The following is a 23,693-nucleotide window of genomic DNA, read 5'->3' on the forward strand; positions in this document are numbered from 1 at the left end:
CAAAGGGCCAGACCGCCCGCTCCCCCAATCGTCATCCTCCGGTCAGCCGCCAGGCTGATCCGGGGGACCCAAGCTGAATCCGCGGGCGGAGAGAGTGTGCTTGACCTCCGCTCCGTTCTTGGGCCTAGCGCAGGGATCATGATCCTGACCCTCTCCTGTCCCGACCAGCCCGGCATCGTCGCCCGCGTCTCGACCTTCCTGTTCGAGCGCGGTTGCAACATCCTGGACGCCCAGCAGTTCGACGACCAGGAGACCGGCGTCTTCTTCATGCGCGTGGTGTTCGAGGGCGGCGCCGCCGAGGACCTGCGCGAGGCGTTCGCGCCCCTGGCCAAGGGCTTTTCCATGCGCTGGGCGATCCGCGACCCCAAGGTCCGCCGCAAGGTGATGATCCTGGCCTCGCAGCAGGACCACTGCCTGGCCGACCTGATCTATCGCTGGCGCCGGGGCGAGCTGCCCATGGACCTGGTGGCCATCGTCTCCAACCACCCGCGCGAGACCTACGCCCACCTGGACCTTGACGGCGTTCCCTTCCACCACCTGCCGGTGACCCGCGCCACCAAGCTGGAGCAGGAGGCGCAGATCTGGGCCCTGATCCAGGAGACCGGCGCGGAGCTGGTGGTGCTCGCACGCTACATGCAGGTCCTGTCCGACGGCCTGGCCGCCAAGCTCGAGGAGCGGTGCATCAACATCCACCACTCCTTCCTGCCGGGCTTCAAGGGCGCGCGCCCCTATCACCAGGCCCACGCCCGCGGGGTGAAGGTGATCGGAGCCACCGCCCATTATGTCACCGCCGACCTCGACGAGGGGCCGATCATCGAGCAGGACGTCGAGCGCATCAGCCACCGCGACACGCCCAAGGACCTGATCCGCAAGGGCCGCGACATCGAACGCCGGGTGCTGGCCCGCGCCGTGCGCTGGTGGCTGGACGACCGGGTGCTGCTGAACCGCACCAAGACGGTCGTCTTTACCGACTAGGCCGTCTCACCCCTGCGCAGGCAGGGGGTGGACATAGACCTCGTTCACCGCGATCCGGGCGCCGTCGAGGATCACCAGGTCGAAGCCGCGCATGGCCGGGGCGGCCTTGGGGTCCTCGCCGATCACGCAGAACCAGCGCCCGCAGAAGCCGCCCGGGACCGGCCAGGTCTCGTCCGGATTGTAGGCCATGGGCGGGGTGGCGGCGAACAGGCCGGTCAGGTAGCCGCGCAGGGCCTCGTGCCCCGTGATCCCGTGCGGGACCTGCTGGTCCACATAGCGGCAGTCCGGCGCGTAGAAGCCGAGCAGGGCGTCCACATCCTTGGCGGTCCAGGCGGCCAACCAGCGGGCGTTGTAGTCGGCGATATCCATCGGCGTCGGGCTCCCCTCAGACACTCAGAACGCGGGCCCGATGCTCGGGCGTGAAGATCTCCGGCGGCGCCATCTCCGGCCCGGCCATCACCGCGATCCCATGCAGCTTCAGGGTCGGATCGGTCTTGGCGGCCTCGCTGTGCCGGCGGCGGCGCTCGGCGGCTTCGGGGCCGAACTCGGCTTCCAGGGCGGCGGTGATATAGGCGCTGACCCGCAGGCGGCGCATGCGCTCGGCCCGTTCCTCGGCGAAGGGGGCGAAGGCCTTGGCCGACCAGTCGTCCGAGGCCTTCAGGATGTCGCTGACGATGCGTACATCGCGATAGGTGACCGACAGACCCAGGCCCTGGATCGGATCGTTCCAGCCGCCCGCGTCCCCCACCAGCACCGCGCCCTCGACGAAGGGCTCGTCGGTCCAGGCGTCGTTGTTGAAATAGGCCATCAGCGGTCCGGCCGGGGTGGCGTCGGCCAGCGCCCGGTTTGCCGGGGCGCAGCCGACCCGGAAGGCTTCGAGGAACGCCTTCGGCCCTTCAGGTCCGGAGAACCGGCGCCGCTCATCCAGGCCGAAGCTGCCATAGAGCCGCACGCGGCCCTCGCCCTGCGGGAAGGCCAGGAAGCCGAACCGGCCCTCGACCCCGATGGCCTGGCGGCTGGGGTCCCAGTCGCCCGCCCCGTCCACCAGCATGCCGGCGAACATGTGATGCGGCGGGTCCTGATGCAGGACGATGCCGGCCTTTTCCCGCACAAAGGACGTGCGACCATCGGCGCCGACCAGCAGGCGGCAGGTCGCGAGGTGATCGCCCTCGGCGTCGCTCCAGGCGCAGAATGGGGCGGCGCCAGCGCCGGCGTCGGTCACCCGCACGCCCCGGCGCACCTGGGCGCCCGCGCGGGCGGCGGCGTCGAGCAAGGTCTGGCAATGCTTGGGATGGCCCAGGCACAGCGGCCCCGGCACGCCCTCGGCGAAGAAGCCCAGGGGCAGGGGCTCGGCCTCCGACACCTCGGCCGGCCGGCTCTCGTCATAGGTGACGTGGGTGGCGATGTGGTGGCCGCCGGCGCCCATCAACAGCTCGTAGAGGCCCAAGCGCTGGACTTCCTTGACCCCCCAGGGCGCGATCCACTCGCCGCGCACCCGGTCCTCGAACACCTCGGACTGCTCCAGCACCAGGACCGAGCGTCCCGCCCGGGCCATGACCTCGGCCAGGGTCGAGCCGCCGATGCCGCCGCCCACCACGATAAGATCGTAATCCGCCATAGCGCGCCTCCTCGCCGGCGCCGTCCCGCGCCGTTCGAGAAGAGATTGGCGCCTATTCCCCGGCGGAATGAAATCCCAAAGAGGCCAAAAGCAAAACGGCCCCCCGACACGAGGTCGGGAGGCCGCGAAAGTCTTGCCTGGAGAGGCTGTCGTTCTTGTTTTTCGAACGCTTTAGCGGAACAGGCTGAGGAGGCTCGAGGACGAGCTGTTGGCGATGGACAGCGCCTGCACGCCCAGCTGCTGCTTGGTCTGCAGCGAGGTGAGGCGAGCGCTTTCCTTGGCCAGGTCGGCGTCGACCAGGTTGCCGACACCGGCGTCGATCGAGTCTTGCAGCTTGCCCACGAAGGACAGGTGCGAGTTCAGCGACTTCGCGCCGGTGCCCAGCTTGGACAGAGCGGTCGAGACGTTGCTGATCGAGGTGCTGACCGTGGTGATCATGTTCTGGGCCAGCGTCTGGGTGCCGATCGAGTCGGTGGACGCGACGGTGACGTTACCGCCGCCCAGGGAGAGGTCCTGGGCCGCGACGGTCAGCTTGGAGGTGCCGTCCGCATCAGCCAGGGCGGCGATGGTCGCGCCACCGCTCTTGATCATGTTGATGCCGTTGAAGGTCGCGTTGGTCACGGCCTTGCCGATCTGGTCACGAAGCGACTTGAAGTCTTCGTTCAGAGCGGTGCGCGAGGCGCTGTCCAGCGAGGAGTCCGAGGCGGCGAGCGCCTTTTCCTTCATCTGCAGCAGCAGGTCGGAAACGCTTTCGCCACCGGCGACGGCGACGTCCACGGTCGACTGCGAGCGTTGCAGCGAGTCCTTGACGGCGTTCAGGGAGTTGGAGGTCGAACGCTGGTTCTGAGCGATAGCCCAGATAGCGCCGTTGTCCTTGGCCGAGGCCACCTTCTTACCGGTGTTGATGCGGTTCTGGACCTGCATCAGCTCCGAGTTGGTGGAGTTGAGGTTCTGCAGGGCCACCATCGCCCCGACATTGGTGTTGACGCTATTCGGCATCACATAGTCCTTGTTCTTAGGTTTCCGATCCTCCTTTTGAGGACCGCCGGCTTTTTGCCTAATAGCGTTTGTACACGGGCTTGATTATCGAACCGTTGATCGAATCCGAAAGAGTCATGAATCCGGCCGTTTATTTTCGTTAATACAGTAAACGGATAGCAAGCATTCAAGTTTAGATTTGATTCAGCATCCCTAATAGATTCAGCCCCACGCCCCTAGACTCTGGGGGCCGTTAAGATCGGTGAATCCGCCTTAAGAGATCGGCCCGGCCGGGTTCAGGCGCACAGCGCCGACCGCCGGGCCGGCGGGGCGTTCGGGTCGTCTCGACGGGTGTTGGGAAGCTGAGGCCCGGGACCGGCTACGGCGGGGCCAAGGTCATCGCGGCGGGGACGACCCCGGCCGCCTGACGCTGAGCGGCAGACCGCCCAGGTCGTCGAACAGGCCCGGCGCGTCGGACAGGCGGGCCTGCTCGATGGAGAGCAGCCTGAGCTTGGTGTCGACCCCGCCGGGGGCCGAGAAGCCGGTGAGCTTGCCGTCCGCCCCCATCACCCGGTGACAGGGAACCACGATGGGCCAGGGGTTCTTGCCCATGGCCTGGCCAACCGCGCGGGCCTCGCCCGGCGCGCCGGCTGCGGCCGCGATCTGTCCATAGGTCCGCGTCTGGCCTGGCGGCACGGCCCGCGCCGCGGCGTAGACACGTTTCAGGAAGTCCGTCAGGCCGGTCTCATCGAGCGCCAGGCCGGTCAGGTCGGTCCGTCCGTCGGCCATCAGCGCCTGGATCGCCGTCACCGCCTCGGCGCCCGCGCCCCAGGGCTGGCTCTCCACCGCCTGCGGCCAGCGTCGCGACAGCCGGTCTCGCAGGGCCTCGGCGCCCCGGTCCGGCAAGGCGGTCCCGGTCAGGCCGATCTCGTTCCACACCACCCCGCAGACGCCGATCGCCGTGTCGAACAGGGCGAAGGCTTGCGGGGCCATGGGATCACCCGTTGGCCGAATGGCCAGGGCCGGGCAGTACGCCCAGGAGCTCGATCTTGAAGATCAACACGCTGTTGGGCGGGATCTCGCCGCCGCCCGCGCCTTCCTCGCCATAGCCCAGCTCCGGCGGGACATAGAGCATCCACACATCGCCCGGCCGCATCAGGGTCAGGGCTTCCTGCCAGGCGGGGATCAGGGCGGCCAGGGGCATGGAGGCCGGCGCGCCGCGGTCATAGGAGGAATCGAAGACCTTGCCGCCCTCGACCTTGCCGTCGGCGCTCAGCAGCCGGCCCTCATAGTGGACCTTCACCTCGTCCATCTTCTGCGGGCGGACGCCGTCCGGCGCGCCAGTCTTCAGCACCTTATACTGCAGGCCGTCAGCCAGGGTCTGGACCCCCTTCTGCTTGGCGTTGGCGGCCAGGAAGGTCTTGGAGGCGGTCAGGTTGTCGGCGATCGCCTGCTTGTCCGGCCCGCAGGCGGCGAGCGACAGGGCCGCGGCGAGAACGAGGGCGAAGCGCTTCATGACAGGGTCCTTGGGCGACGATCAGACTCAGATGGTTCTGGGCGGATATCCCGCCTTGCCCAGGGCGTCCATGATGTCCTGGGTGTGCTGGGCGTCGCGGGTCTCGATGGTGATGTCGAACTCCGCGCCCTTGGCCGGCACGTCGAGGGCCAGGCGGTTGTGCGCCACCTCGATGATATTGGCCCCCATATTGCCGATGATCGCCGAGACCGTGGCCAGCAGGCCCGGCCGGTCGTCGCCGATGATGCGGATGGAGACCAGGCGCTGATCGCGGATCAGCTCACGGGTCAGGACCGACGCCAGCAGGCGGGTGTCGATATTCCCGCCGGTGACGATCAGACCGACCTTCTTGCCCCGGAACGGATTGGGATAGGCCAGGAGCGCCGCCAGCGAGGCCGCGCCGGCGCCCTCGACCACCGTCTTCTCCACATTGCAGTAGAGGGCGACGGCCCGCTCGAAATAGGGCTCCTCGATCAGCAGCACCTCATCCACCAGCGGCCGGGCGATGGCGTAGGACAGGTCGCCGACCTGCTTGACCGCGATGCCTTCGGCGATGGTCGCCCCGCCCGCGTTGGCCGCCCCGCTGACGCCCCGCATCTTGGCGGTGAAGGACGGGTACATGGCCGGCTCGACGCCGATCACGCGGATATTGGGATTCAGGGTCTTGGCCGCCGTGGCGCAGCCGGCGATCAGCCCGCCGCCGCCGATGGGGATCGGCAGGACCTCAAGGTCCGGCTGGTCCTCCAGCATCTCCAAGGCCACCGTGCCCTGGCCGGCCATCACCTGAAGGTCATTGAACGGGTGGACAAAGGCCAGGTCGCGGTCATTGCACAGCCGCTGGGCGACGCCCGAGGCCTCGTCATAATTGTCGCCCTCCAGCACCACCTCGGCGCCATGGGCGCGGGTCTGCTGGACCTTCACGAAGGGGGTCGAGCGCGGCATGACGATGGTCACCGGGATGCCCAGCCGGGCGGCGTGATAGGCCAGGCCCTGGCTGTGGTTGCCGGCCGACGCCGCGATCACCCCGCGCTTGCGGACGTTCTCGCCCAGCTGCAGCAGGGTGTTGAGCGCCCCGCGCTCCTTGTAGGCGGCGGTGAACTGCAGGTTCTCGAACTTCACCCAGACCTCGGCCCCGGTGATCTCCGACAGGGTGCGGCTGTGGCGCAGCGGCGTGCGCTCCACGTGTCCCTTCAGCCGGTCTGCGGCTGCGCGGATATCGTCGAGGGAAAGGGTCATGGGAGTAAGTCTTCCGAACGGGCCGCCACCTCTAACGAGGCGAGGTGGGCGGGGCAATGGGCCGGAACACCCAGAGCCGGGCGGCGGCGAAGCTTGAGGCGGGCACGACCGCGACCATGCCGGCGAGCCCGACCCAGAAGGGCAGGCCCAGCCGGGTGACCAGCAGCCAGATGATCCCCTGCCCAACCGCCAGACCGCAAAGCGACATCACCACGAACCGGGCGATCTGGTCCCGCCGCCAGGGCGCGGCGCCGAAGGTCAGGAGGGTGTTGCCGAAATAGGAGACGCTGACCGCCGCCAGATAGCCGGTGAAACTGGCCGTAAGCGGCGGCAGGTTCGCCCAATGCCGGGCGGCCAGGGCGACCAGCACATGCACGGCCGTCGCCGTCACCCCGATCAGGCCGAAGCTGGCGGCCTGCCGCAACAGGAGCGCGACCCAGGCGGGCGGGCGCATCAGGCCTCGAACCCGGCCCGGTCGCGGACCACATAGATCGGCCGACCCTTCACTTCCTGGAACATGCGGGCCACGTACTCGCCCATCACCCCCAGCGCGATCATCTGCAGGGCGAAGCCGAACAGGATCGTCACCATGATCGAGGCGTAGCCGGGGACGTCGCGGCCCAGCAGCAGCACCCGGATGATGATCACGCTGCCGAACAGGATGGCCAGGAAGGCGCTGACCAGGCCGATCCAGCTCCACACCCGCAAGGGCACGGTGGAGAAGGAGGTCATGCCGTCGATGGCGAACCGCCAGAGCTTCAGATAGCCCCAGGAGGTGGTCCCCGCGGCGCGCGGCGGCCGGGCGTAGGGCACGCCGACCTGGGTGAAGCCCACCCAGGAGAACAGGCCCTTCATGAACCGGTTGCGCTCGGGCAGGCGGTTCAGGGCGTCCACCACCTGGCGGTCCATCAAGCGGAAGTCGCCCGTGCTGGCCGGGATCGAATGGTCCGAGACCGTGTTGAACAGGCGGTAGAAGCCCGCCGAGGTCAGGCGCTTCAGGGGCGTGTCGCTGGCCCGGTCGGTGCGCACCCCATAGACCACGTCATAGCCCTGCTCCCACAGGCGGATGAACTCGGCGATCAGCTCCGGCGGGTCCTGCAGGTCGGCGTCGAGCGGCACGACCAGGTCGCCTGTGGCGGCGTCGAGGCCGGCGGTCATCGCCGCCTCCTTGCCGAAGTTGCGCGACAGGCGGATCAGTTTCAGGCGCGGATCGTTGGCCGCGCGGGCGGCGAGCCGCCCATAGGTGTCATCCTGGCTGCCGTCGTCGATACAGACGATCTCCAGCCGGACCGGCAGGGCGGCGAGCGCCGTCTCGATCCGGGCGAAGAAGACCTCCAGCCCCTCGGCCTCATTGTGCATCGGCACAATGAGCGACAGCAGCAGGCCTTGGGCGGAGCGCGGCGTCACGGGGCGGTGACAGCGGGCTGGACGGCCCGGTCCTTGAGCCGCGCGGCCCAGGTGCGGACCGGATGCAGGTAGGCGCCGGTCAGGCCAGGCGCGATCTCTTCCTGCACCCCGGTCGGCTGGTCGCACACACCCGGCGCATAGAAGGTCCCGAAGGCCCGGTCGAACACCGAGAACACCGTGGCGAAGTTCACGCCCGAGCCGCGATATTCGCGAGCGTGGTGCCAGCGATGCATGGCCGGCGAGATGAAGATCCAGTCCAGCTTGCCCAGGGTCCAGGGCAGGTCGGCGTGGATCAGGTGGCCCCAATAGTGGCGCACCAGCACCGCCGTCACCACCGCCCAGTCGGGCAGGCCCAGCAGGATCATGCCGATCAGGTCAATGAGCGTCCCCAGCCGGTCGAAGGGATGCATCCGCACCAGGGTGAACCAGGTCATCCTGGTGTCACTGTGGTGGATGGCGTGCGAGGGCCACAGCACCGAGGTGTGGAACAGCCGGTGGTTCCAGTAGCCTAGGAAGTCGCAGACAAAGACCGCTGCGAACAGGGTCCCGACCGGGCCGATCTTGTCCCAGACGACAGCGCCGGCATAGACCGCGCCGGGCGCATGCATGATCGTGTAGACCGCGCTCGAAGCCATGGCCAGGGCGGGGCCCACGGTCAGGCTGTCCATCACATAGAGGACCAGATTGCGCTTGGTCTCCGCCGCGGCGGCGCGGCCGTCGGCCACGGCGCGGGCGCCCTTGACCAGCAGGGCCAGCAGGAAGAAACCCACGGCCAGCAGGCTCATCTCGACCGCCTGGTGGACATAGGCCGCGAGGCCGGGAGGAAGCTGCATCAGGGCCGCCAGGGCTGGATCTCAAAGAGACCCAAGGTCTAGCCGCATCTTCCTTCGCCATCCTTAATCGGCGGCGAAAGCCTGTCCGTTAAGGCCCCGTCAACCCTGCCGACCCGACCCATGGGACGAGATCCCTTGCAGGCCCACGCCATGACCGAACCCGCCTTGGCGTTCACCTTTCCCCGCCGGCCAACGCCGCGACGCGGGCTGGTCGCGGTCCTGACCCTGCTGGTCCTGCTGATCGCCGCCGGCCGCATCCGCTTCGCCCTCACCGAGCCCCTGTGGTTCGACGAGACCTTCACCCTGGCCATCACCGGCCAGGAGACCTGGGCGGGCTTCCTGCGCGAGTGCTGGCATGACCCGGGCGGCCCGGCCTACTACCTGCTGGCCAGGCTCTGGACCGGCCTGTTCGGCGCCGGCGACCTGGCCGTGCGCGCGCCCAGCCTGATCGCCGTGGCGATCGCCGGCGCCCTGCCCATGCTGATCAAGGTCCCTGGCCTGTCGCAGCCTGCGCGGATCGGCTGGGGCCTGATGATCTATGCCTGGTGGGGCGTGGGCTTCTTCCTCGACGCCCGGTGCTACGCCCTCCTGCTGGCGATCTCCACCGGCCAGCTGATCGCTTTCGCCCGGTTGATGGAGACGCCGGGCCTTCGGCGGGCGCTGATCTGGGCAGGCCTCGCCGCCCTGGCCATTGTCACTCACTACTACGCCCTGTTCTTCGGCCTGGCCCAGGGCTTGATCTACCTCGCCCGCTGGCGGCTGCAGGCGGTGCGCACCTGGCCGGCGGCGCTGGCCTTTGCCCCGGCCTTCGCCGAGATCGCCTGGCACGCGCCGCAGCTGAAGCGGTTCTCCGCCCTGGGCAAGGTCTGGCATCCGGACCTCACCGCCGCCGGCGTGGTCCAGGTGGCGACCTTCCTGGTCAATCCTATCGGGCCGCTGGCCCTGGCCGGCGCCGCCCTCGTCCTGATCCTGGCCCGCCTGGCGGGCCGCCGCGACGATGCGGAACTTGAGGTCCCGCCAGCCGCCATCTGGCTCACCGCCGGGTCAGGGGTCCTGGCCTTCGCCCTGGTGCTGGCCTTCGCCCTGACGGGGTCGGGCCTATCGCCGCGCTACCTGATCCCCGCGGCCCCGGCCCTGATGCTCGGCCTGGTCCTCATCGCCCAGGCCGGCCCCAGGCCCAGCCTCGCCCTGGGCGGCCTGGTCTTCCTGTGGCTGGGCCTGCAGGTCAGCCCGGCCTTGGATGGCCTTGGTCCCCGCCGCCCCCTGCCCCGCTACGAGTTCGAGACCGCCTCGGAATTCCTGATGGCCAAGGGCGTCACCGACGTCGTTTTCCTCTGGGACCACGAGGTCACGCCGATCATCCCGCCGGACACCATCGCCCGCGTCGGCGGCGTGTTCTTCCAGCGCGCCGGACGCCCCGTGCGGGTCACGCCCCTGGTGGTCACGCCCGACCAGGACCCCAACCGCCTGATCCCTCAAGCGGCCTCAGGGGCAATGCCCGGCTTTATCTGGCTCTACAACCAAGACGGCCACACCGCCGCGCACCGCTTCCCGCCGACGCTCGACAAGGCGCCCGGCTGGTCGTGCCAGCGGACAGCGCCCGGCCCCGCGGGGGTCTTGGCCTGTGTGAAGGGCTAGGCGCTGATCAGCGCAGGCCGCGGATCGTATCCAGCCGGCGCATGGCCTTGCCGGGCAGTTCGGAGACCCGTCCGAGCGGCAGGGCCTCGGCGGCGGCGCGCACGCCATAGGCCGCCGTGCGGATAAAGGCCGCCGCGGAGGGCCGGCCGACAAAGCCGAAGGTGACGTCCTGGCCCAGATTGGCCAGCTCGCGCTTGAAGCGGTAGTCGCCGGGACCCAGATCCAGCCGGCTGTAGGGCGTCTGGTCCATCCAGCGCAGGATGTCCTGGAACAGCAGGATGCCCGGCGAGTAGCGCTCGAACTCGGGGTCGTGGGCGATCAGCCAGCCATGGACGGTGCGCCGACCGCGCAGGTGCAGGTGCACCGCCGCCAGCCGCTCGCCGAAGTGCAGGGTGAACAGGGTGGCGCCGAAGTCCGGGTCACGGCTGGCGAACAGGTCGCGCAGCAGGCGCATGGTCCAGCCGGTCTCGAACAGGTCGGTCTGGCCGGTGGCGTGCAGCTGGGCCCGCTTCCAGGCCACCAGGCTGTCGAAGTCGGCCCGCGACCGCGAGAAGGCGGTGAAGCGGGCCTCGCCCACTTCGCGCTCCACCTTGCGGCGCTTCTTGTCGCAATCCTTCAGCACAGAGGTGCCCGCCGCCCGGCGCGCGGCCTCATAGGCGGCATAGCCCTGGCCCACATCGACCACGTGGCTGGTCACCTGACCCCGGGCGTGGGGGGCGAAGCTCTGGTCCTCCGCCAGCATGTGGCAGAAATCGAAGCGATTGACGCCGAGGGCCTCGACCAGCTCGCGCGCGTCGATCTTCACGCCGGGCTCGGCCACCAGGCCCTGGTAGTCGCACATCGGCGCGCCCGCCGGCATGGCGGTGACGCTGCCGGCCCGCGCGGCGAAATAGCCGACGTCGCGGCCGTCCTGGCGCAGCACCGCCACCCGGACATGACGCGCCCCCTCGCCCTGGGCTCGCTCCACGGCGCGGGCCCATTGCGGCGACAGGAACGGGCTGTCGAGACGGATGTCGGACGCCTGCAGCTCCCGCCAGCGCTCCATGCGGGCAGGCGACAGGTCTTGCGGACGGAGAACTTCGATTTCCACTCAGGCGGTCCCGCACAGTAAGCCGACGTCCTTAACCTTAGACCTCGACTCCTTTCCGGGGGGTTGCAATTGGGATCGCGCCACACGCGACCTCAGGCGGGGTCGAACTCGCTGACATAGTGGCCGGGCGCCACCTCCTGCAGCTGCGGGACATAGGGCTCGGCGGCGTCCAGCCGCGAGGGCAGGAAGCGCAGGGCCGCCCTCGGATCCATCGGGCTGGGCGGCTCGCCCGCCAGCTTCACCCGCGCCCGGGTCCGCTCCACGCTCGGGTCAGGGATCGGGGCCGCCGACAACAGGGCCTTGGTGTAGGGGTGGCGGGCGTCGGCATAGAGCTGGTCGCGGTCGGCCAGCTCCATCACCCGGCCCAGATACAGCACCATCACCCGGTGGCTGATCTCGCGCACCACCGCCAGGTCATGGCTGATGAAGATCATCGCCAGGCCCATCTCCTTTTGCAGGGCGATCAGCAGGTCGATGATCTGGGCCCGGACGCCGACATCGAGGGCCGAGACCGCCTCGTCGCAGATCACCAGCTTCGGCTTCAGGATCATGGCCCGGGCGATGCCGACCCGCTGGTTCTGGCCCCCGGACAGCTCATGCGGATAGCGGTTGATCAGGCCCGCCGGCAGGCCCACCCGCTGCATCATCGCCGCCACCTCGGCGTCGCGCAGGCTGCGGGTCAGGTCGGGCCGGAACACCTGCAGGGGCTCGGCGATGGAATCGCCGATGGTCATGCGCGGATCGAGGCTGGCCAGGGGATCCTGGAAGACGATCTGCAGGTCGCGACGGGCCGAGCGCATCGTCTCCCGGTCCGCCCGCGTGATGTCACGGCCCATCAGGGTCACCGCGCCGGCTGTGGACGGCAACAGGTTCAGCACCGCCCGCGACAGGGTGGACTTGCCGCAGCCGCTCTCGCCCACCACGCCCAGGGTCTCGCCCTCGCGGACCGTAAAGCTCACCCCGTCCACGGCCCTAAGCTGACGCGGCTGGCCCCACAGACCTTCTCGGACCGGGAACCAGACCTTGATGTCCTTGGCCTCAGCCACCACCGGCGCGTCGGGCTTCACGGGCGAGGTGGTCGGCCGCCCGCCGCGGTCGCGCCGGTCCAGCCGGGGCACGGCGTCCAGGAGCGAGCGGGCGTAGGCGGTCTGCGGGGCGGCGAACAGGCGCTCGGCCGGCCCCTCCTCCACATAGGCCCCGTCCTTCATCACACAGACCCGGTCCGCCAGCCGGGCGATCACCCCCATGTCGTGGGTGATCAGCACCAGGGCCGCCCCGGTCTCGCGGGTCAGCTCGGCCATCAGGTCCAGGATCTCGGCCTGGACGGTGACGTCGAGCGCGGTCGTCGGCTCGTCGGCGATCAGCAGCTCCGGTCCGCAGGCCATGGCCTGGGCGATCATCACCCGCTGGCGCATGCCCCCGGACAGTTCGTGCGGATATTGGCCCATCCGCCGCTCAGGGTCGGGAATGCGCACGCGCTTCAGCCACTCCAGAGCCCGGGCGTGCGCGTCCTTAGCCGACAAACCCAGGTGCAGGCGCAGGGGCTCGGCGATCTGGTCGCCGATCCGCACATGCGGCGTCAGCGCCGTCAGCGGATCCTGGAAGATCATGGTCATCTTCGAGCCGCGGACCTTGTTCAGCTCCGCCGGCTTCAACCCCAGGAGCTCGCGGCCCTGGAACTTCGCTGAGCCGGACGCGGCGCCGTTCTGGGCGAGCAGGCCCATGACCGCCATGAAGGTCTGGCTCTTGCCCGAGCCGCTCTCGCCCACAACGCCCAGGGTCTCGCCCCGTCCTACCGCCAGCGACACCCCGCGCACCGCCTGGACGGTCCCGTCATGGGTGTCGAACTCGACCTTCAGGTTCTCGATCGCGAGCACAGGTGACGACAAGGGGGCCTCGAAAGCGGACAGCGGCTCAGGCAAGGACCATAGACCGGCCCGCGCGGCTTACGAAAGCGCAGGCCCGCGCTATAAGACGCTCCCGTGACCCAGCCCATTTCCGCAGCACCGCCCCGGCCCGCCCTGTTCCTCGACCGCGACGGCGTGCTGAACGAGGACCCCGGCTATGTCTATCGCTGGGAGGACTTCCGCTGGATCCCCGGCGCGCGGGAAGCCATCGCCGCCTTCAACGCCGCGGGATGGTGGGTGTTCGTGGTCACCAACCAGTCCGGGGTGGGCCGGGGCTATTACGGCGAGGCCGATGTCCTCGCCCTGCACGCCCAGATGAGCCGGGACCTGGAGACGGTGGGCGGGCGCGTCGACGCCTACTACTACTGCCCGCACCACCCGGAGGCGGCCGAAGCGCGCTATCGCCACCCCGACCCGCCGGACCGCAAGCCCAATCCCGGCATGCTGTTGCGCGCCATGGCCGAGCACCCGGTGGACGTCTCCCGGTCCCTGATGGTCGGCGACAAAGACGGCGACGTGGAGGCCGGCCAGCGCGCCGGCGTGCGGGCGCTGAAGTTCGAGGGCGGCGACCTGTTCGAGTTCCTTCAGGACGAACTCCGCTAGTCCAGCATCCGCTGCAAGGTGGAGAGCTCGTCAGCCTCGCCCGGCGGCTTGTCCCAGCGCAGGCGGTGGATGCGCGGAAACCGCATGGCCACGCCCGACTTGTGCCGGGTCGAGCTTTGCAGCCCTTCGAAGGCCACCTCCAGCACGAGGCCGAAGTGCGGCTCGGCGCGGACCGAGCGGACGGGCCCGAACCGCTCCACCGTGTTGTCACGCACGAACTTGTCGATCTGCTTCAGCTCCTCGTCGGTGAAGCCGAAATAGGCCTTGCCCACCGGGGTCAGGTGGCGCTGGCCCGTTGTGTCCATCGTCCAGACCCCGAAGGTGTAGTCAGAATAGAAGCTCGATCGCTTGCCGTGCCCCCGCTGGGCGTACATCAAGACCGCGTCGATCAGGTGCGGGTCCCGCTTCCACTTGAACCAGGGCCCCTTGGGCCTGCCGGCCTCATAGATCGAATCCCCGCGCTTCAGCATCAGCCCTTCCGCCAGGCGCGCATCGCCCTCCGGCGGCTCGGCCCTCAGCTGCGCGAGGTCCTCCCAGGCGGCGAAGGGCTGCAGGGGCGACAGGTCGATGCGGGCAGACCCGATCCGCGCCACGAAGGCCTCGAGCCGCAGCCTGCGGTCGTCGAAGGGCAGGTGGCGGATATCCTCCCCGCCCTCGGCCAACAGGTCATAGGCGCGGATCCCGGCCGGCAGGCTCTGGATCAGCTTGGCGTCCGTCGTCTTGCGGTTCAGACGCTGCTGCAGATCGCTGAAGCTCATGATCGAGGCGCCGTTGCGGATCACCAGCTCGCCGTCGATCACGCCCTCGAAGTCCAGCGCCTCGACCACGTCGGGAAAGCTCCTGGAGATGTCGTCGCCGGTCCGCGAATAGAGCCGGCGCACGCCGCCCTCGCTCACCGCCTGCACCCGGATCCCGTCCCACTTCCACTCGGCGCGATAGGCGCCTGGGTCGAGCCTGGCGAAATCCACCGCCTCGTCGAGGGCCTGGGCCAGCATCACCGGCCGGAAGCGTCCGGGGGAGATCGCGCTTGGCCGGTCGGAGCGCCCTTCCAGCCAGGCGAACAGGTCCTCGTAAGGGGGCGACAGCCCGTGCCAGATCTCCTCGATCTCGGCGACCTCCACGCCCCCTAGCGCCGCGACCGCCTGCTTGGCCAGCCGGGCCGAGACCCCGACCCTTAAGCCCCCGGTCATCAGCTTCAGAAGCGCCCAGCGCCCGGTGGGGTCCAGGGTGTCCAGCCAGGTCTCGATCAGCCGCTGGACCTCGGCGCGGCTGGCGCTCCCGAGCGCATCCACCACTTCGGACAGGGCGGGTTCGCGGTTGGCGCCGGGCCGGCCTTCCCAGACCAGGGCCACGGTCTCAGCAAGGTCGCCTACATAGTCGTAGGACCAGCCGAACAGCACCGGGTCCATCCGCGCCTCGGCGGCCTTGCGGATGAAGCCCGGCTTGGCGGCGTCAAACACCAGTTCGCCGGTCAGGGCCGCCAGCGCCCAGCCCCGATCCGGGTCCGGCGTCTGGGCAAGATAGTCCCGCACCAGGGCGAGCTTGGTGTTCCGCGAGGCGGTCAGGGACAGGCGGTCGAGCAGGTCGGCGAAGGCCCTCACTCCCCCTCCTCCTCTTCATACCCCACAAGCGCCAGGGCCCGCGCCGGGACGCCGTGCAGTTCACTCCAGCGCAGCAGGGCCTCCTCGCGGCCGTGGGTGATCCACAGCTCGCCGGGGCGCAGCTCGTCCACGGTGGCGGTGAGTTCGTCCCAGTCAGCGTGGTCGGACAGCACCAGGGGCAGCTCCACCCCGCGCTGGCGGGCCCGAGCCCGCACCCTCATCCAGCCTGAGGCGAAGGCCCCCACCGGGTCGGCGAACCGGCGCGACCAGCGGTCCTGCAGGGCCGAGGGCGGGGCGATGACGATCTCGCCGGCCAGGTCGCCCTTGGCCGAGGCGGTGGCGGGCGCAAGGGGACCTAGGTCCACCCCATGGGCTTCGTAGAGCCGGTTGAGCCGCTCCAGCGCCCCGTGCACATGGATCGGCCGGTCCCAGCCGGCCTCGCGCAGCAGCCGGATCACCCGCTGGGCCTTGCCGAGCGCATAGGCCCCGACCAGGTGGGTCCGCTCGGGGAACTGGGCGACCGAGCGCAACAGCCGGGCGATCTCGTCACCATCCGGCGGATGGCGGAACACCGGAAGGCCGAAGGTCGCCTCGCTGATGAACACGTCGCACGGCACAGGCTCGAAGGCCGGGCAGGTAGGATCGCGCCTGCGCTTGTAGTCGCCGCTGACCACCATGGTCAGGCCCTTCCACCGGACCACCGCCTGGGCTGAGCCCAGCACATGGCCGGCCGGGACCAGGGACACCTCGACCCCATTGATCTCCACGCGCGCGCCATAGGCGCAGGCCTGGGTCGTCCCCGCGAAGTCCGCGCCATAGCGTTCAGCCATGATCGCCAGCGTCTCCGGCGTCGCCAGCACCGCGCCATGGCCGGCGCGGGCATGGTCGGAGTGGCCGTGGGTGATCACCGCCCGGTCCACGGGCCGCACGGGATCCACGTAGAAGCCGCCCGGCGGACAGAACAGGCCTTCAGGCGTGGGATGCAGCAGGGCTTCAGGCCGGATCATGCCGGGCCATATGGGAAGCCGCCGCGACAGCTGCACCTTACAGAGTATTCACATTGTGAATTCAACGTCATGACCAAGACTTAACGGGTATTCGCGAGCGGCCAAGTCTATACCGCCGCTCACGACGAACGCGCCTCCCCGCGCATCGTTCAGAACCGGAAGACCAAGCCCATGACCCATTCTTTCCAAGCCGGCCGCTTCGGCGGTCTCGCCACCCTGCTCGTCGCCATCCTGCCGATGGCCGCGATCCTGCTGGGCGGTCTCGCCAACCTCGCCTGAGGACGGCCGCCGCCCAAACTGACGCGTCGTCAGGATTGACCTTGGCCGGTCCCCTGGCCCACACTGGGAGATATGAGCGCCAATGATCCTGTCCTGATGGCCGCCGCCCAGATGGCGACCAGTGTGCCCCAGGCCGCCGCCCTCGGCTTCGAGCTCGTCTCGGTGGGCGACGGCCGCGGCTCCATCCGCACCCCCTGGCGGGAGGAACTGGTGGGCGATCCCGAGACCGGGGTCATCGCGTCCGGCGTCGTCACCGCCCTCCTGGACCACACCTGCGGCCTGGCGATCACAGCGGGCAAGCGCGACGCCTTCTCCACGGCCACCCTGGACCTGCGCATCGACTATATGCGCCCGGCCGCCCCCCGCAGCGGGATCACCGCCGAGGCCCACTGCTACAAGCTGACCCGCTCCATCGCCTTCGTCCGCGCCCAGGCCTGGGACGAGGATCCCAACGATCCCATCGCCACCGCCCAGGCGGCCTTCATCATCAATACGCCGGTCCCGCAGCCCGCCCCGCCGGAGGCTGGCCAATGACCACCCCCGCCGACCAGCTGAAAAGCTTCCTGGCCTCCGTCCCCTATATCCGCTTCCTCGGCATGACCGCCGAGCTGGCCGGCGACGAGATGACCGCCATCCTGCCGTTCGCGCCGCACCTGATCGGCAACACCTACCTGCCGGCCCTGCATGGCGGGGTGATCGGAGCCTTCCTGGAAATGACCGCGCTCGCCCAGCTGTCCGTGGTCCAGGAGACGCCCAAGGTCCACAAGACCATCGACATCACCATCGAATACCTGCGCCCAGGCCGGTCCATGACCACCTACGCCCGCGCCGACCTGCGCAAGGTCGGCCGCCGCATCGCCAATGTGCATGTCGAAGCCTGGCAGGAAGCCCGCGACAACCCCATCGCCGCGCTGCGGGGCAACTTCCTGCTGGGGGGCTGACGGCCCCCAAACTGTCATCCCGGCCGCAGCGAAGCGGAGAGCCGGGACCCATACGCGCGGGGCGGTCCGGAGAATTAGGTGTCTATGGGTCCCGGCCTTCGGCTGCGCCGAAACCGGGATGACACCCTGAGCCGCAGCTACTTCTTCAAGGCCGCCTGCTCGGCGTGTACCTGATCCAGCAGCTTCTGGGCTGCGGCGATCGCCGCCGGGTCCTTGCCGTTCTTGGCCTCGATCAGCTTCTCGGTCGCCTCCATCTCGCGCACCGGCAGCAGGTGGGTCGCGTCAGCGGGCTTGAAGGGGCCGGTCTGGATGGTCTTCAGCACCGCCCGCTGGCGTTCCGCCTCCGGCCCGGTCCCGACGCCGTAGCTGAACATGAACTTGGAGATCTTGGCCTTGGTCGCGGCGTCCAGGTCGGCGCGCCAGACCATCGGATCCTCGGGAATGGTCGGCGAGGTCCAGATCACCTTGATGCCGTTGACCGTCTTCTGGGCCATGGCGTCCGGCTTGGCGGCCAGGCGTTCGATGGACTGGGTGTTGTTGGTGGCCGCGTCCAGCACGCCCGAGCCCACGCCGAACAGGTTGGTCTCATGGTTGGCCGAGCGCACCGTCTTGAAGCAGGCGGCCGGGTCGATCCCCTTGGGCGCGAACAGATAGGTCATGGGCGCCAGGGTGCCCGAGGTCGACTTGGCGTCGCCCATGCCGAAGTTGATCGTCTTGTCGCACTTCAGCAGGTCGTCGAGGGTCAGCTTGCTGTCCTTGCCGACGATGATCACCGACTGGTAGCCGTCGGGCTTGTTGTCCGGCTTGGCGGTGCGGGCGAACACCTCGCCGCCGGCCCGGCGCGTCGCCTCCAGCCCCGACTGGTTGGTGAACCAGCCCATGTCGGTCTGCTTGAACCGCATGGCCTCGACCACCGCCGAATAGTTGGCGCCGAAGAACGGCTTCACCTTCAGGCCCGTGGCCTTTTCCATGTCCGCCAGGAAGGGCGCCCACTGCACCGCCTGGGACTGGGCGTTTTCGGTAGAGACGATGGAGAAGATGATCTCGTTCTTCGCGGGCGGCTTTTCCGCCGGCTTGGCGCAGGCCGCCAGCAGGCTGAGCGTGGCCAGCGAAGCGAGTTTCAGCGCGGTCTTCATCGACGTCCCCCAAGGCATTCCCGCGCCCTATCCTCCCATTTCGTGACGCTTGCGAGACGGCTCGCGCCGATTTGGTTCTTGAGGCCGGGCGTTTAGGGCGCTAACGCGCGGACCATGTCCCTGCAAGGTCTCTCCCATCAAGCCCGCGACGCCAAGAGCTGGCCCTTCGAACAGGCCCGCCTCCTGCTGGATCGCGTCCTCAAGCTCCGCCTCTCCGACGCCGAGCGTGACCTGGCCGCCACCCTGATCGCCGCCGGCAAGGCGGACGAGGCGGCGCGCACCTTTGAGGCTCTGCAGAAACCCGTCGTCTTCCAGTGCGGCTTTGGCGCATCGGGTCTGCCGCACATGGGCACCTTCGGCGAGGCCGCGCGCCCGACCATGGTGCGCAACGCCTTCCGCGCCCTGACCGAGGACGCCATTCCCTCCAAGCTGATCGTCTTCTCCGACGACATGGACGGCCTGCGGAAGATCCCGGACAACGTCCCCAACCGCGAGATGCTGGAAGAGGACCGCGACAAGCCGGTCAGCCGCGTGCGCGACCCCTTCGGCGAGTACGAGAGCTTCGCGGCCCACAACAACGCCCGCCTGCGCGCCTTCCTTGACGGCTTCGGTTTCGACTACGAATTCATGTCCTCGACGGCCTGCTACACTGGCGGCCGGTTCGACGAGGTGCTGCTGCGCTTCCTGGAGCGCTTCGACGCCATCCAGGCGATCATGCTCCCGACGCTCGGCGAAGAGCGCCGGGCAACCTATTCGCCCTTCCTGCCGATCAGCCCCAAGACCGGCCGCGTCCTGCAGGTCCCGACCTTGGAGCGCGACCTCGCCAAGGGGACCATCGTGTTCAAGGACGAGGACGGGACCCTGACCGAGGTCCCGGTCACCGGCGGCCATGTGAAGCTGCAGTGGCGTCCCGACTGGGCCGCCCGCTGGACGGCGCTTGAGGTCGACTTCGAGGCCTCCGGCAAGGACCTGATCGATTCCGTCCGCGTCTCGGACAAGCTCACCAAGGTGCTGGGCGGGGTTCCGCCCCAGGCCTTCCACTTCGAGCTGTTCATGGACGAGAACAATCAGAAGATCTCCAAGTCCAAGGGCAACGGCCTGACCATGGAGGAGTGGCTGCGCTATGGCGCGCCCGAGAGCCTGGCCTACTACATGTACCAGTCGCCCAAGTCGGCGAAGCGGCTCTATTTCGACGTCATCCCCAAGGCCGCCGACGAGTACCTGCAACAGCTCGACGCCTTCAACCGCGTGAAGGCCGAGGGCAATGCGACGCCCATCGACAATCCGGCCTGGCACGTCCATCGCGGCGCGCCGCCGCAAGCCGGCTCGCCGGTGTCGTTCTCCCTGCTCTTGAACCTGGTCTCGGCCGCCGACGCCTCCACCAAGGACATCCTGTGGGGCTTCATCTCGCGCTATATCCCGGGCGCGGACGCGACCAGCCAGCCCTTGCTGGACCGGCTCAGCGACTACGCGATCAACTACTACGAGGACTTCGTGAAGCCCTCGAAGACCTTCCGGGCGCCCGACGACAAGGAGCGCGCGGCCATGCTGGACCTGGTGGCCCGCTTCAAGGCCCTGCCGGCCGGCTGCCAGGACGCCGAGCTGATCCAGAACGAGGTCTATGAGGCCGGCAAGACCGCCGGGTTCGAGCCCCTGCGCGCCTGGTTCACCGCCCTCTACGAGGTCCTGCTGGGCCAGAGCCAGGGCCCGCGCTTCGGCTCCTTCGCCGCCATCTTCGGCCTGGACCGCACCATCGCCCTGATCGAGCGGGCGCTGGCCGGCGAGTTTACCGCCTAGGCCGTCATCCTCCGGCCGCGCCATCGGTCCGGGGGACCCAAGCTGAATGTCTGACAGGCCCCGTGGGTCCCCCGGATCCCCGCTGCGCGGAGACCGGAGCATGACGCACGCCTGGGGCGATCACGCATCCGTGATCACCTCCCGCTGCGATATGTGAACGGCGGTTATATTGACGTGCGCGGAAGGCAACCTTACGTTTCCGTCAACGACAACCTAGTCAGGGAGGACGACCATGCCGCTCGAACTGCGCCGGCCCGCGCGCACCTTCACCATCCGCCAGCTCTGCCAGGAATTTAAGTGCACGCCCCGCGCGCTGCGCTTCTATGAGGACAAGGGCCTCCTGACCCCCGCCCGCGACGGCATGAACCGGGTCTATTCCTACAAGGACCGCGCCCGCCTGCAGCTGATCCTGCGCGGCAAGCGCGTCGGCCTCTCCCTGCAGGAGATCGGCGAAATCCTGGACCTCTATGAGGTCGGCGACAATTGCGCCGCCCAGAACGCCCGGTCGCTGGCCAAGTTCCGCGAGCGCATCCTGGCCCTCGAGGTCCAGCGCAAGGACATCGACGACGCCATCGACACCCTGGTTGAGGCCTGCAACCGCCTCGAACAGCACCTGGCCAACACCCGGCCGGACCTGCTGCCCCAGGCCGCCGACTATGACCAGGTCCTGCGCGCCCGCCTGGGCGACCACCCGGAAGCCGCGCACTAACCTAGCGGTAGCAAGGCCGTTCCGCTTCCAGCGGAAAAGCTCTAGATCGTGACTACAGCGTCAGGTTCGCCATAGCGAACCTGACGTCCGTCATTTCCGGAGCCCATCCCCCATGAGCTACACGCCCCCCGTCCGCGACCACATCTTCCTTCTGAAGGAAGTCCTGAACCTCGAGACCTATTCGGCCCTCCCCGGCTTCGAGGACGCGCCGATGGACCTGGTGGAGCAGATCGTCGAGGAGGCCGGCCGTTTCACCGCCGGCGTGCTCGCCCCCCTGAACAGCGTCGGCGACAAGGAAGGCTGCCGCTGGAATCCGGACCACACGGTCACCACGCCCAAGGGCTTCAAAGAGGCTTACGCCCAGCTGGTCGAGGGCGGCTGGCCTGCGATCGGCGCGGTGAAGGCCTATGGCGGCCAGGGCCTGCCGCACGTGGTCAACCTGTCCTTCTCCGAGATGAGCTCGTCGGCGAACATGGCCTTCTCCATGTATCCCGGCCTGACCCACGGCTGCTACTCGGCGATCCTGAACGGCGGCTCCGACGCCCAGAAGGACCTCTACCTGCCCAAGCTGGCCTCCGGCCAATGGGGCGGGACCATGAACCTGACCGAGCCCCATTGCGGCACGGACCTGGGCCTGCTGCGGACCAAGGCGGTCCCGCAAGGCGACGGCAGCTACAAGATCTCCGGGACCAAGATCTGGATCTCCGGCGGCGAGCACGACATGGCCGAGAACATCGTCCACCTGGTGCTGGCCCGGATCGAGGGCGCACCGGAGGGCGTGCGCGGCATCTCCCTGTTCATCGTGCCGAAGTTCATCCCTGACGCCGATGGCAAGCCCGGCCCGCGCAACAGCGTGTTCTGCGATGGCCTGGAAGAGAAGATGGGCATCCACGGCAGCGCCACCTGCGTGATCCGCCACGAGGAGTCGGTGGGCTGGCTGGTCGGCGAGGAGAACCGGGGTCTGGCCCTGATGTTCGTGATGATGAACGAGGCCCGCCTGGGCGTGGGTCTGCAGGGCGTCGCCCAGGCCGAGGCCGCCTACCAGGCCGCCGCCAGCTTCGCCAAGGAACGCCTGCAGGGCCGCTCGCTCACCGGGCCGAAGAACCCGAACGGCCCCGCCGACCCGATCATCGTCCACCCGGATGTTCGCCGGATGCTGATGGACTCCAAGGCCCTGATCGAGGGCGGCCGCGCCTTCATGTTCTGGACCGCCCTGCAGGGCGACCTGTCCCACAGCCACCCGGACGAGGCCGTGCGCCAGAAGGCGGCGGACTACATGGCCCTGCTCACCCCGGTGGTGAAGGGCTACCTGACCGACAAGGGCCTGCAGGTCTGCTCCAACGCGGTCCAGGTGCACGGCGGCTCTGGCTTCACCGAGCACTTCCCGGTCAGCCAGTACATGCGCGATGTGCGCATCGCCCTGATCTATGAGGGCACCAACGGGGTCCAGGCGCTCGACCTGGTGGGCCGCAAGCTGGCGGCCAATGGCGGGCGCGCGGTCATGACCTTCTTCGCCGAGATCGACGCCTTCGTGGCCGCTAACGCGGGCGCCGAGGGCATGAAGGAGTTCGTCGACGGCCTGGCCGCCGCCAAGGCCAAGCTACAGGACGGCACCATGTGGCTGATGCAGAACGGCCTGGCCAATCCGGACAACGCCGGCGCCGCCTCCAGCGACTACATGCACCTCTTCGGCCTGACCGGCCTGGCCTACATGTGGGCGCTGATGGCCAAGGCCTCGCTGGCCGCCATCGCCGCCGGCTCGGCCGACCCGTTCTACCAGACCAAGCTCACCGTCGGCCGCTATTTCGTGCAGCGCCTGCTGCCCGACGCCGACGCCCACCTGAAGAAGGCGATCACCGGCTCGGAGCTGATGATGGCCCTGCCGGCCGAGGCGTTCTGATGGCCAAGTATGTCGCCCGCATCGCCTGGGCCCTGCGCGACGGCGAGGACTTCGCCAAGGGCCGCTACAGCCGCGGCCATGTGGTGAGTTTCGACGGCGGCCTGATCATGCCCGCCTCGGCCTCGCCGCACGTGGTCGGCAAGTGGGCGGTCGAGGAGGCGGTGGACCCGGAGGAGATGTTCGTCGCCGCCCTCTCCAACTGCCACATGCTGACCTTCCTGCATAAGGCCCGCCTCGCCGGCTTCGTCTGCACGGCCTACGAGGACGACGCCGAGGGGATCATGGAAGAGATCGCGCCCGGTCGGATGGCGGTCACCAAGGTCTGGCTGAAGCCGAAGATCACCTGGCAGGGCGACGAACCCACCGCCGAGGTCCTGTCCGACCTCCACCACCAGGCCCACGAGGAGTGCTTCATCGCCAACTCAGTGAAGACCGAGGTGGTGGTGGGCTAGGGAACATCGGTCCACGAACCACACAAACCACACGAACTGGATCAATGTCCGATCACCCCGTCATTCACCG

General features: G+C 68.8%; 23 protein-coding genes. 9 read left to right on the forward strand and 14 right to left on the reverse strand.

What is annotated here, in order from left to right; genetic code table 11:
- Positions 1 to 138 precede the first annotated feature (138 nt).
- Positions 139 to 975 carry a formyltetrahydrofolate deformylase gene (purU, locus tag ACFQ27_RS13850; protein WP_374343664.1) on the forward strand — a complete coding sequence of 279 codons (837 nt, stop codon included), beginning with the start codon at positions 139 to 141 and terminating at the stop codon, positions 973 to 975.
- A 6-nt stretch (positions 976 to 981) separates the two neighbouring features.
- Here the strand turns inward: purU and ACFQ27_RS13855 are convergent, their stop codons facing one another.
- From ACFQ27_RS13855 to ACFQ27_RS13895, 9 genes are all read right to left on the reverse strand, one after another.
- Positions 982 to 1,344: a YybH family protein gene (locus ACFQ27_RS13855; protein WP_377354001.1), complete on the reverse strand. Its 363-nt coding sequence runs from the start codon at positions 1,342 to 1,344 to the stop codon at positions 982 to 984.
- 16 nt (positions 1,345 to 1,360) lie between these two features.
- On the reverse strand, positions 1,361 to 2,593 hold the full coding sequence (locus tag ACFQ27_RS13860) for an FAD-dependent oxidoreductase (RefSeq protein ID WP_377354002.1): 1,233 nt from the start codon (positions 2,591 to 2,593) through the stop codon (positions 1,361 to 1,363).
- A 171-nt stretch (positions 2,594 to 2,764) separates the two neighbouring features.
- Entirely contained in the window at positions 2,765 to 3,592 is an 828-nt protein-coding gene (locus ACFQ27_RS13865; protein ID WP_374343671.1) for a flagellin, read from the reverse strand.
- A gap of 375 nt (positions 3,593 to 3,967) precedes the next feature.
- Complete coding sequence (locus ACFQ27_RS13870; protein WP_374343673.1) at positions 3,968 to 4,564, reverse strand: methylated-DNA--[protein]-cysteine S-methyltransferase; 597 nt, start codon at positions 4,562 to 4,564, stop codon at positions 3,968 to 3,970.
- Positions 4,565 to 4,568: 4 nt separating this feature from the next.
- Positions 4,569 to 5,087, reverse strand: a complete 519-nt coding sequence (locus ACFQ27_RS13875) for an FKBP-type peptidyl-prolyl cis-trans isomerase (protein ID WP_374343675.1) — start codon at positions 5,085 to 5,087, stop codon at positions 4,569 to 4,571.
- A gap of 27 nt (positions 5,088 to 5,114) precedes the next feature.
- On the reverse strand, positions 5,115 to 6,323 hold the full coding sequence (locus ACFQ27_RS13880; protein WP_374343677.1) for a threonine ammonia-lyase: 1,209 nt from the start codon (positions 6,321 to 6,323) through the stop codon (positions 5,115 to 5,117).
- Between the two features lie 31 nt (positions 6,324 to 6,354).
- A complete protein-coding gene (locus tag ACFQ27_RS13885; protein WP_377354003.1) occupies positions 6,355 to 6,777 on the reverse strand; it encodes a GtrA family protein in 423 nt (140 codons plus the stop codon).
- Positions 6,777 to 7,730 carry a glycosyltransferase family 2 protein gene (locus ACFQ27_RS13890; RefSeq protein WP_374343681.1) on the reverse strand — a complete coding sequence of 318 codons (954 nt, stop codon included), beginning with the start codon at positions 7,728 to 7,730 and terminating at the stop codon, positions 6,777 to 6,779. Before ACFQ27_RS13890 ends, ACFQ27_RS13885 begins: the two co-directional genes overlap by 1 nt.
- Positions 7,727 to 8,563 carry a sterol desaturase family protein gene (locus ACFQ27_RS13895; protein WP_377354004.1) on the reverse strand — a complete coding sequence of 279 codons (837 nt, stop codon included), beginning with the start codon at positions 8,561 to 8,563 and terminating at the stop codon, positions 7,727 to 7,729. The genes ACFQ27_RS13890 and ACFQ27_RS13895 overlap by 4 nt, the downstream gene beginning before the upstream one ends.
- 150 nt (positions 8,564 to 8,713) lie before the next feature.
- Here ACFQ27_RS13895 and ACFQ27_RS13900 point away from each other — a divergent pair, with 150 nt between their 5' ends.
- The gene (locus tag ACFQ27_RS13900) at positions 8,714 to 10,201 is read left to right on the forward strand and encodes a hypothetical protein (protein WP_377354005.1); all 1,488 of its coding nucleotides are present in this window, start codon (positions 8,714 to 8,716) and stop codon (positions 10,199 to 10,201) included.
- Between the two features lie 7 nt (positions 10,202 to 10,208).
- On the opposite strand, the gene ACFQ27_RS13905 is transcribed toward ACFQ27_RS13900, so the two are convergent.
- Both ACFQ27_RS13905 and ACFQ27_RS13910 read right to left on the reverse strand, forming a co-directional pair.
- Positions 10,209 to 11,291, reverse strand: a complete 1,083-nt coding sequence (locus ACFQ27_RS13905) for a GNAT family N-acetyltransferase (RefSeq protein WP_377354006.1) — start codon at positions 11,289 to 11,291, stop codon at positions 10,209 to 10,211.
- Between the two features lie 92 nt (positions 11,292 to 11,383).
- Positions 11,384 to 13,180: an ABC transporter ATP-binding protein gene (locus ACFQ27_RS13910; RefSeq protein WP_374343689.1), complete on the reverse strand. Its 1,797-nt coding sequence runs from the start codon at positions 13,178 to 13,180 to the stop codon at positions 11,384 to 11,386.
- A 93-nt stretch (positions 13,181 to 13,273) separates the two neighbouring features.
- Between ACFQ27_RS13910 and ACFQ27_RS13915 the strand changes: the two genes are divergently transcribed.
- The gene (locus ACFQ27_RS13915) at positions 13,274 to 13,801 is read left to right on the forward strand and encodes a D-glycero-alpha-D-manno-heptose-1,7-bisphosphate 7-phosphatase (RefSeq protein WP_377354007.1); all 528 of its coding nucleotides are present in this window, start codon (positions 13,274 to 13,276) and stop codon (positions 13,799 to 13,801) included.
- Here the strand turns inward: ACFQ27_RS13915 and ACFQ27_RS13920 are convergent.
- Positions 13,798 to 15,402: a cisplatin damage response ATP-dependent DNA ligase gene (locus tag ACFQ27_RS13920; protein ID WP_377354008.1), complete on the reverse strand. Its 1,605-nt coding sequence runs from the start codon at positions 15,400 to 15,402 to the stop codon at positions 13,798 to 13,800. The two genes, ACFQ27_RS13915 and ACFQ27_RS13920, sit on opposite strands and share 4 nt — an antisense overlap.
- Positions 15,399 to 16,409 (reverse strand): ligase-associated DNA damage response exonuclease, encoded by a 1,011-nt coding sequence (locus ACFQ27_RS13925; RefSeq protein WP_374343696.1) that lies wholly within the window; start codon positions 16,407 to 16,409, stop codon positions 15,399 to 15,401. Before ACFQ27_RS13925 ends, ACFQ27_RS13920 begins: the two co-directional genes overlap by 4 nt.
- A gap of 351 nt (positions 16,410 to 16,760) precedes the next feature.
- Between ACFQ27_RS13925 and ACFQ27_RS13930 the strand changes: the two genes are divergently transcribed.
- Together ACFQ27_RS13930 and ACFQ27_RS13935 are read left to right on the forward strand one after the other, a co-directional pair.
- Positions 16,761 to 17,222, forward strand: a complete 462-nt coding sequence (locus ACFQ27_RS13930; protein WP_374343698.1) for a PaaI family thioesterase — start codon at positions 16,761 to 16,763, stop codon at positions 17,220 to 17,222.
- Positions 17,219 to 17,629, forward strand: coding sequence for a PaaI family thioesterase (locus tag ACFQ27_RS13935; protein ID WP_374343700.1), 411 nt, complete (start codon positions 17,219 to 17,221; stop codon positions 17,627 to 17,629). The genes ACFQ27_RS13930 and ACFQ27_RS13935 overlap by 4 nt, the downstream gene beginning before the upstream one ends.
- Before the next feature lie 137 nt (positions 17,630 to 17,766).
- Here ACFQ27_RS13935 and phnD read toward each other — a convergent pair whose 3' ends face one another.
- Positions 17,767 to 18,765: a phosphate/phosphite/phosphonate ABC transporter substrate-binding protein gene (gene phnD, locus ACFQ27_RS13940; RefSeq protein ID WP_377354009.1), complete on the reverse strand. Its 999-nt coding sequence runs from the start codon at positions 18,763 to 18,765 to the stop codon at positions 17,767 to 17,769.
- A gap of 114 nt (positions 18,766 to 18,879) precedes the next feature.
- Between phnD and ACFQ27_RS13945 the strand changes: the two genes are divergently transcribed.
- From ACFQ27_RS13945 to ACFQ27_RS13960, 4 genes are all read left to right on the forward strand, one after another.
- Positions 18,880 to 20,562 carry a lysine--tRNA ligase gene (locus ACFQ27_RS13945; protein WP_377354010.1) on the forward strand — a complete coding sequence of 561 codons (1,683 nt, stop codon included), beginning with the start codon at positions 18,880 to 18,882 and terminating at the stop codon, positions 20,560 to 20,562.
- 232 nt (positions 20,563 to 20,794) lie between these two features.
- Positions 20,795 to 21,271 (forward strand): MerR family transcriptional regulator, encoded by a 477-nt coding sequence (locus ACFQ27_RS13950; protein ID WP_377354011.1) that lies wholly within the window; start codon positions 20,795 to 20,797, stop codon positions 21,269 to 21,271.
- A gap of 112 nt (positions 21,272 to 21,383) precedes the next feature.
- Complete coding sequence (locus ACFQ27_RS13955; protein WP_374343708.1) at positions 21,384 to 23,171, forward strand: acyl-CoA dehydrogenase C-terminal domain-containing protein; 1,788 nt, start codon at positions 21,384 to 21,386, stop codon at positions 23,169 to 23,171.
- Positions 23,171 to 23,623 (forward strand): OsmC family protein, encoded by a 453-nt coding sequence (locus ACFQ27_RS13960; RefSeq protein ID WP_374343710.1) that lies wholly within the window; start codon positions 23,171 to 23,173, stop codon positions 23,621 to 23,623. Before ACFQ27_RS13955 ends, ACFQ27_RS13960 begins: the two co-directional genes overlap by 1 nt.
- Positions 23,624 to 23,693 lie beyond the last annotated feature (70 nt).

It is taken from the genome of Phenylobacterium conjunctum, assembly GCF_042679085.1.
In the GTDB taxonomy this organism is placed as follows: domain Bacteria; phylum Pseudomonadota; class Alphaproteobacteria; order Caulobacterales; family Caulobacteraceae; genus Phenylobacterium; species Phenylobacterium conjunctum.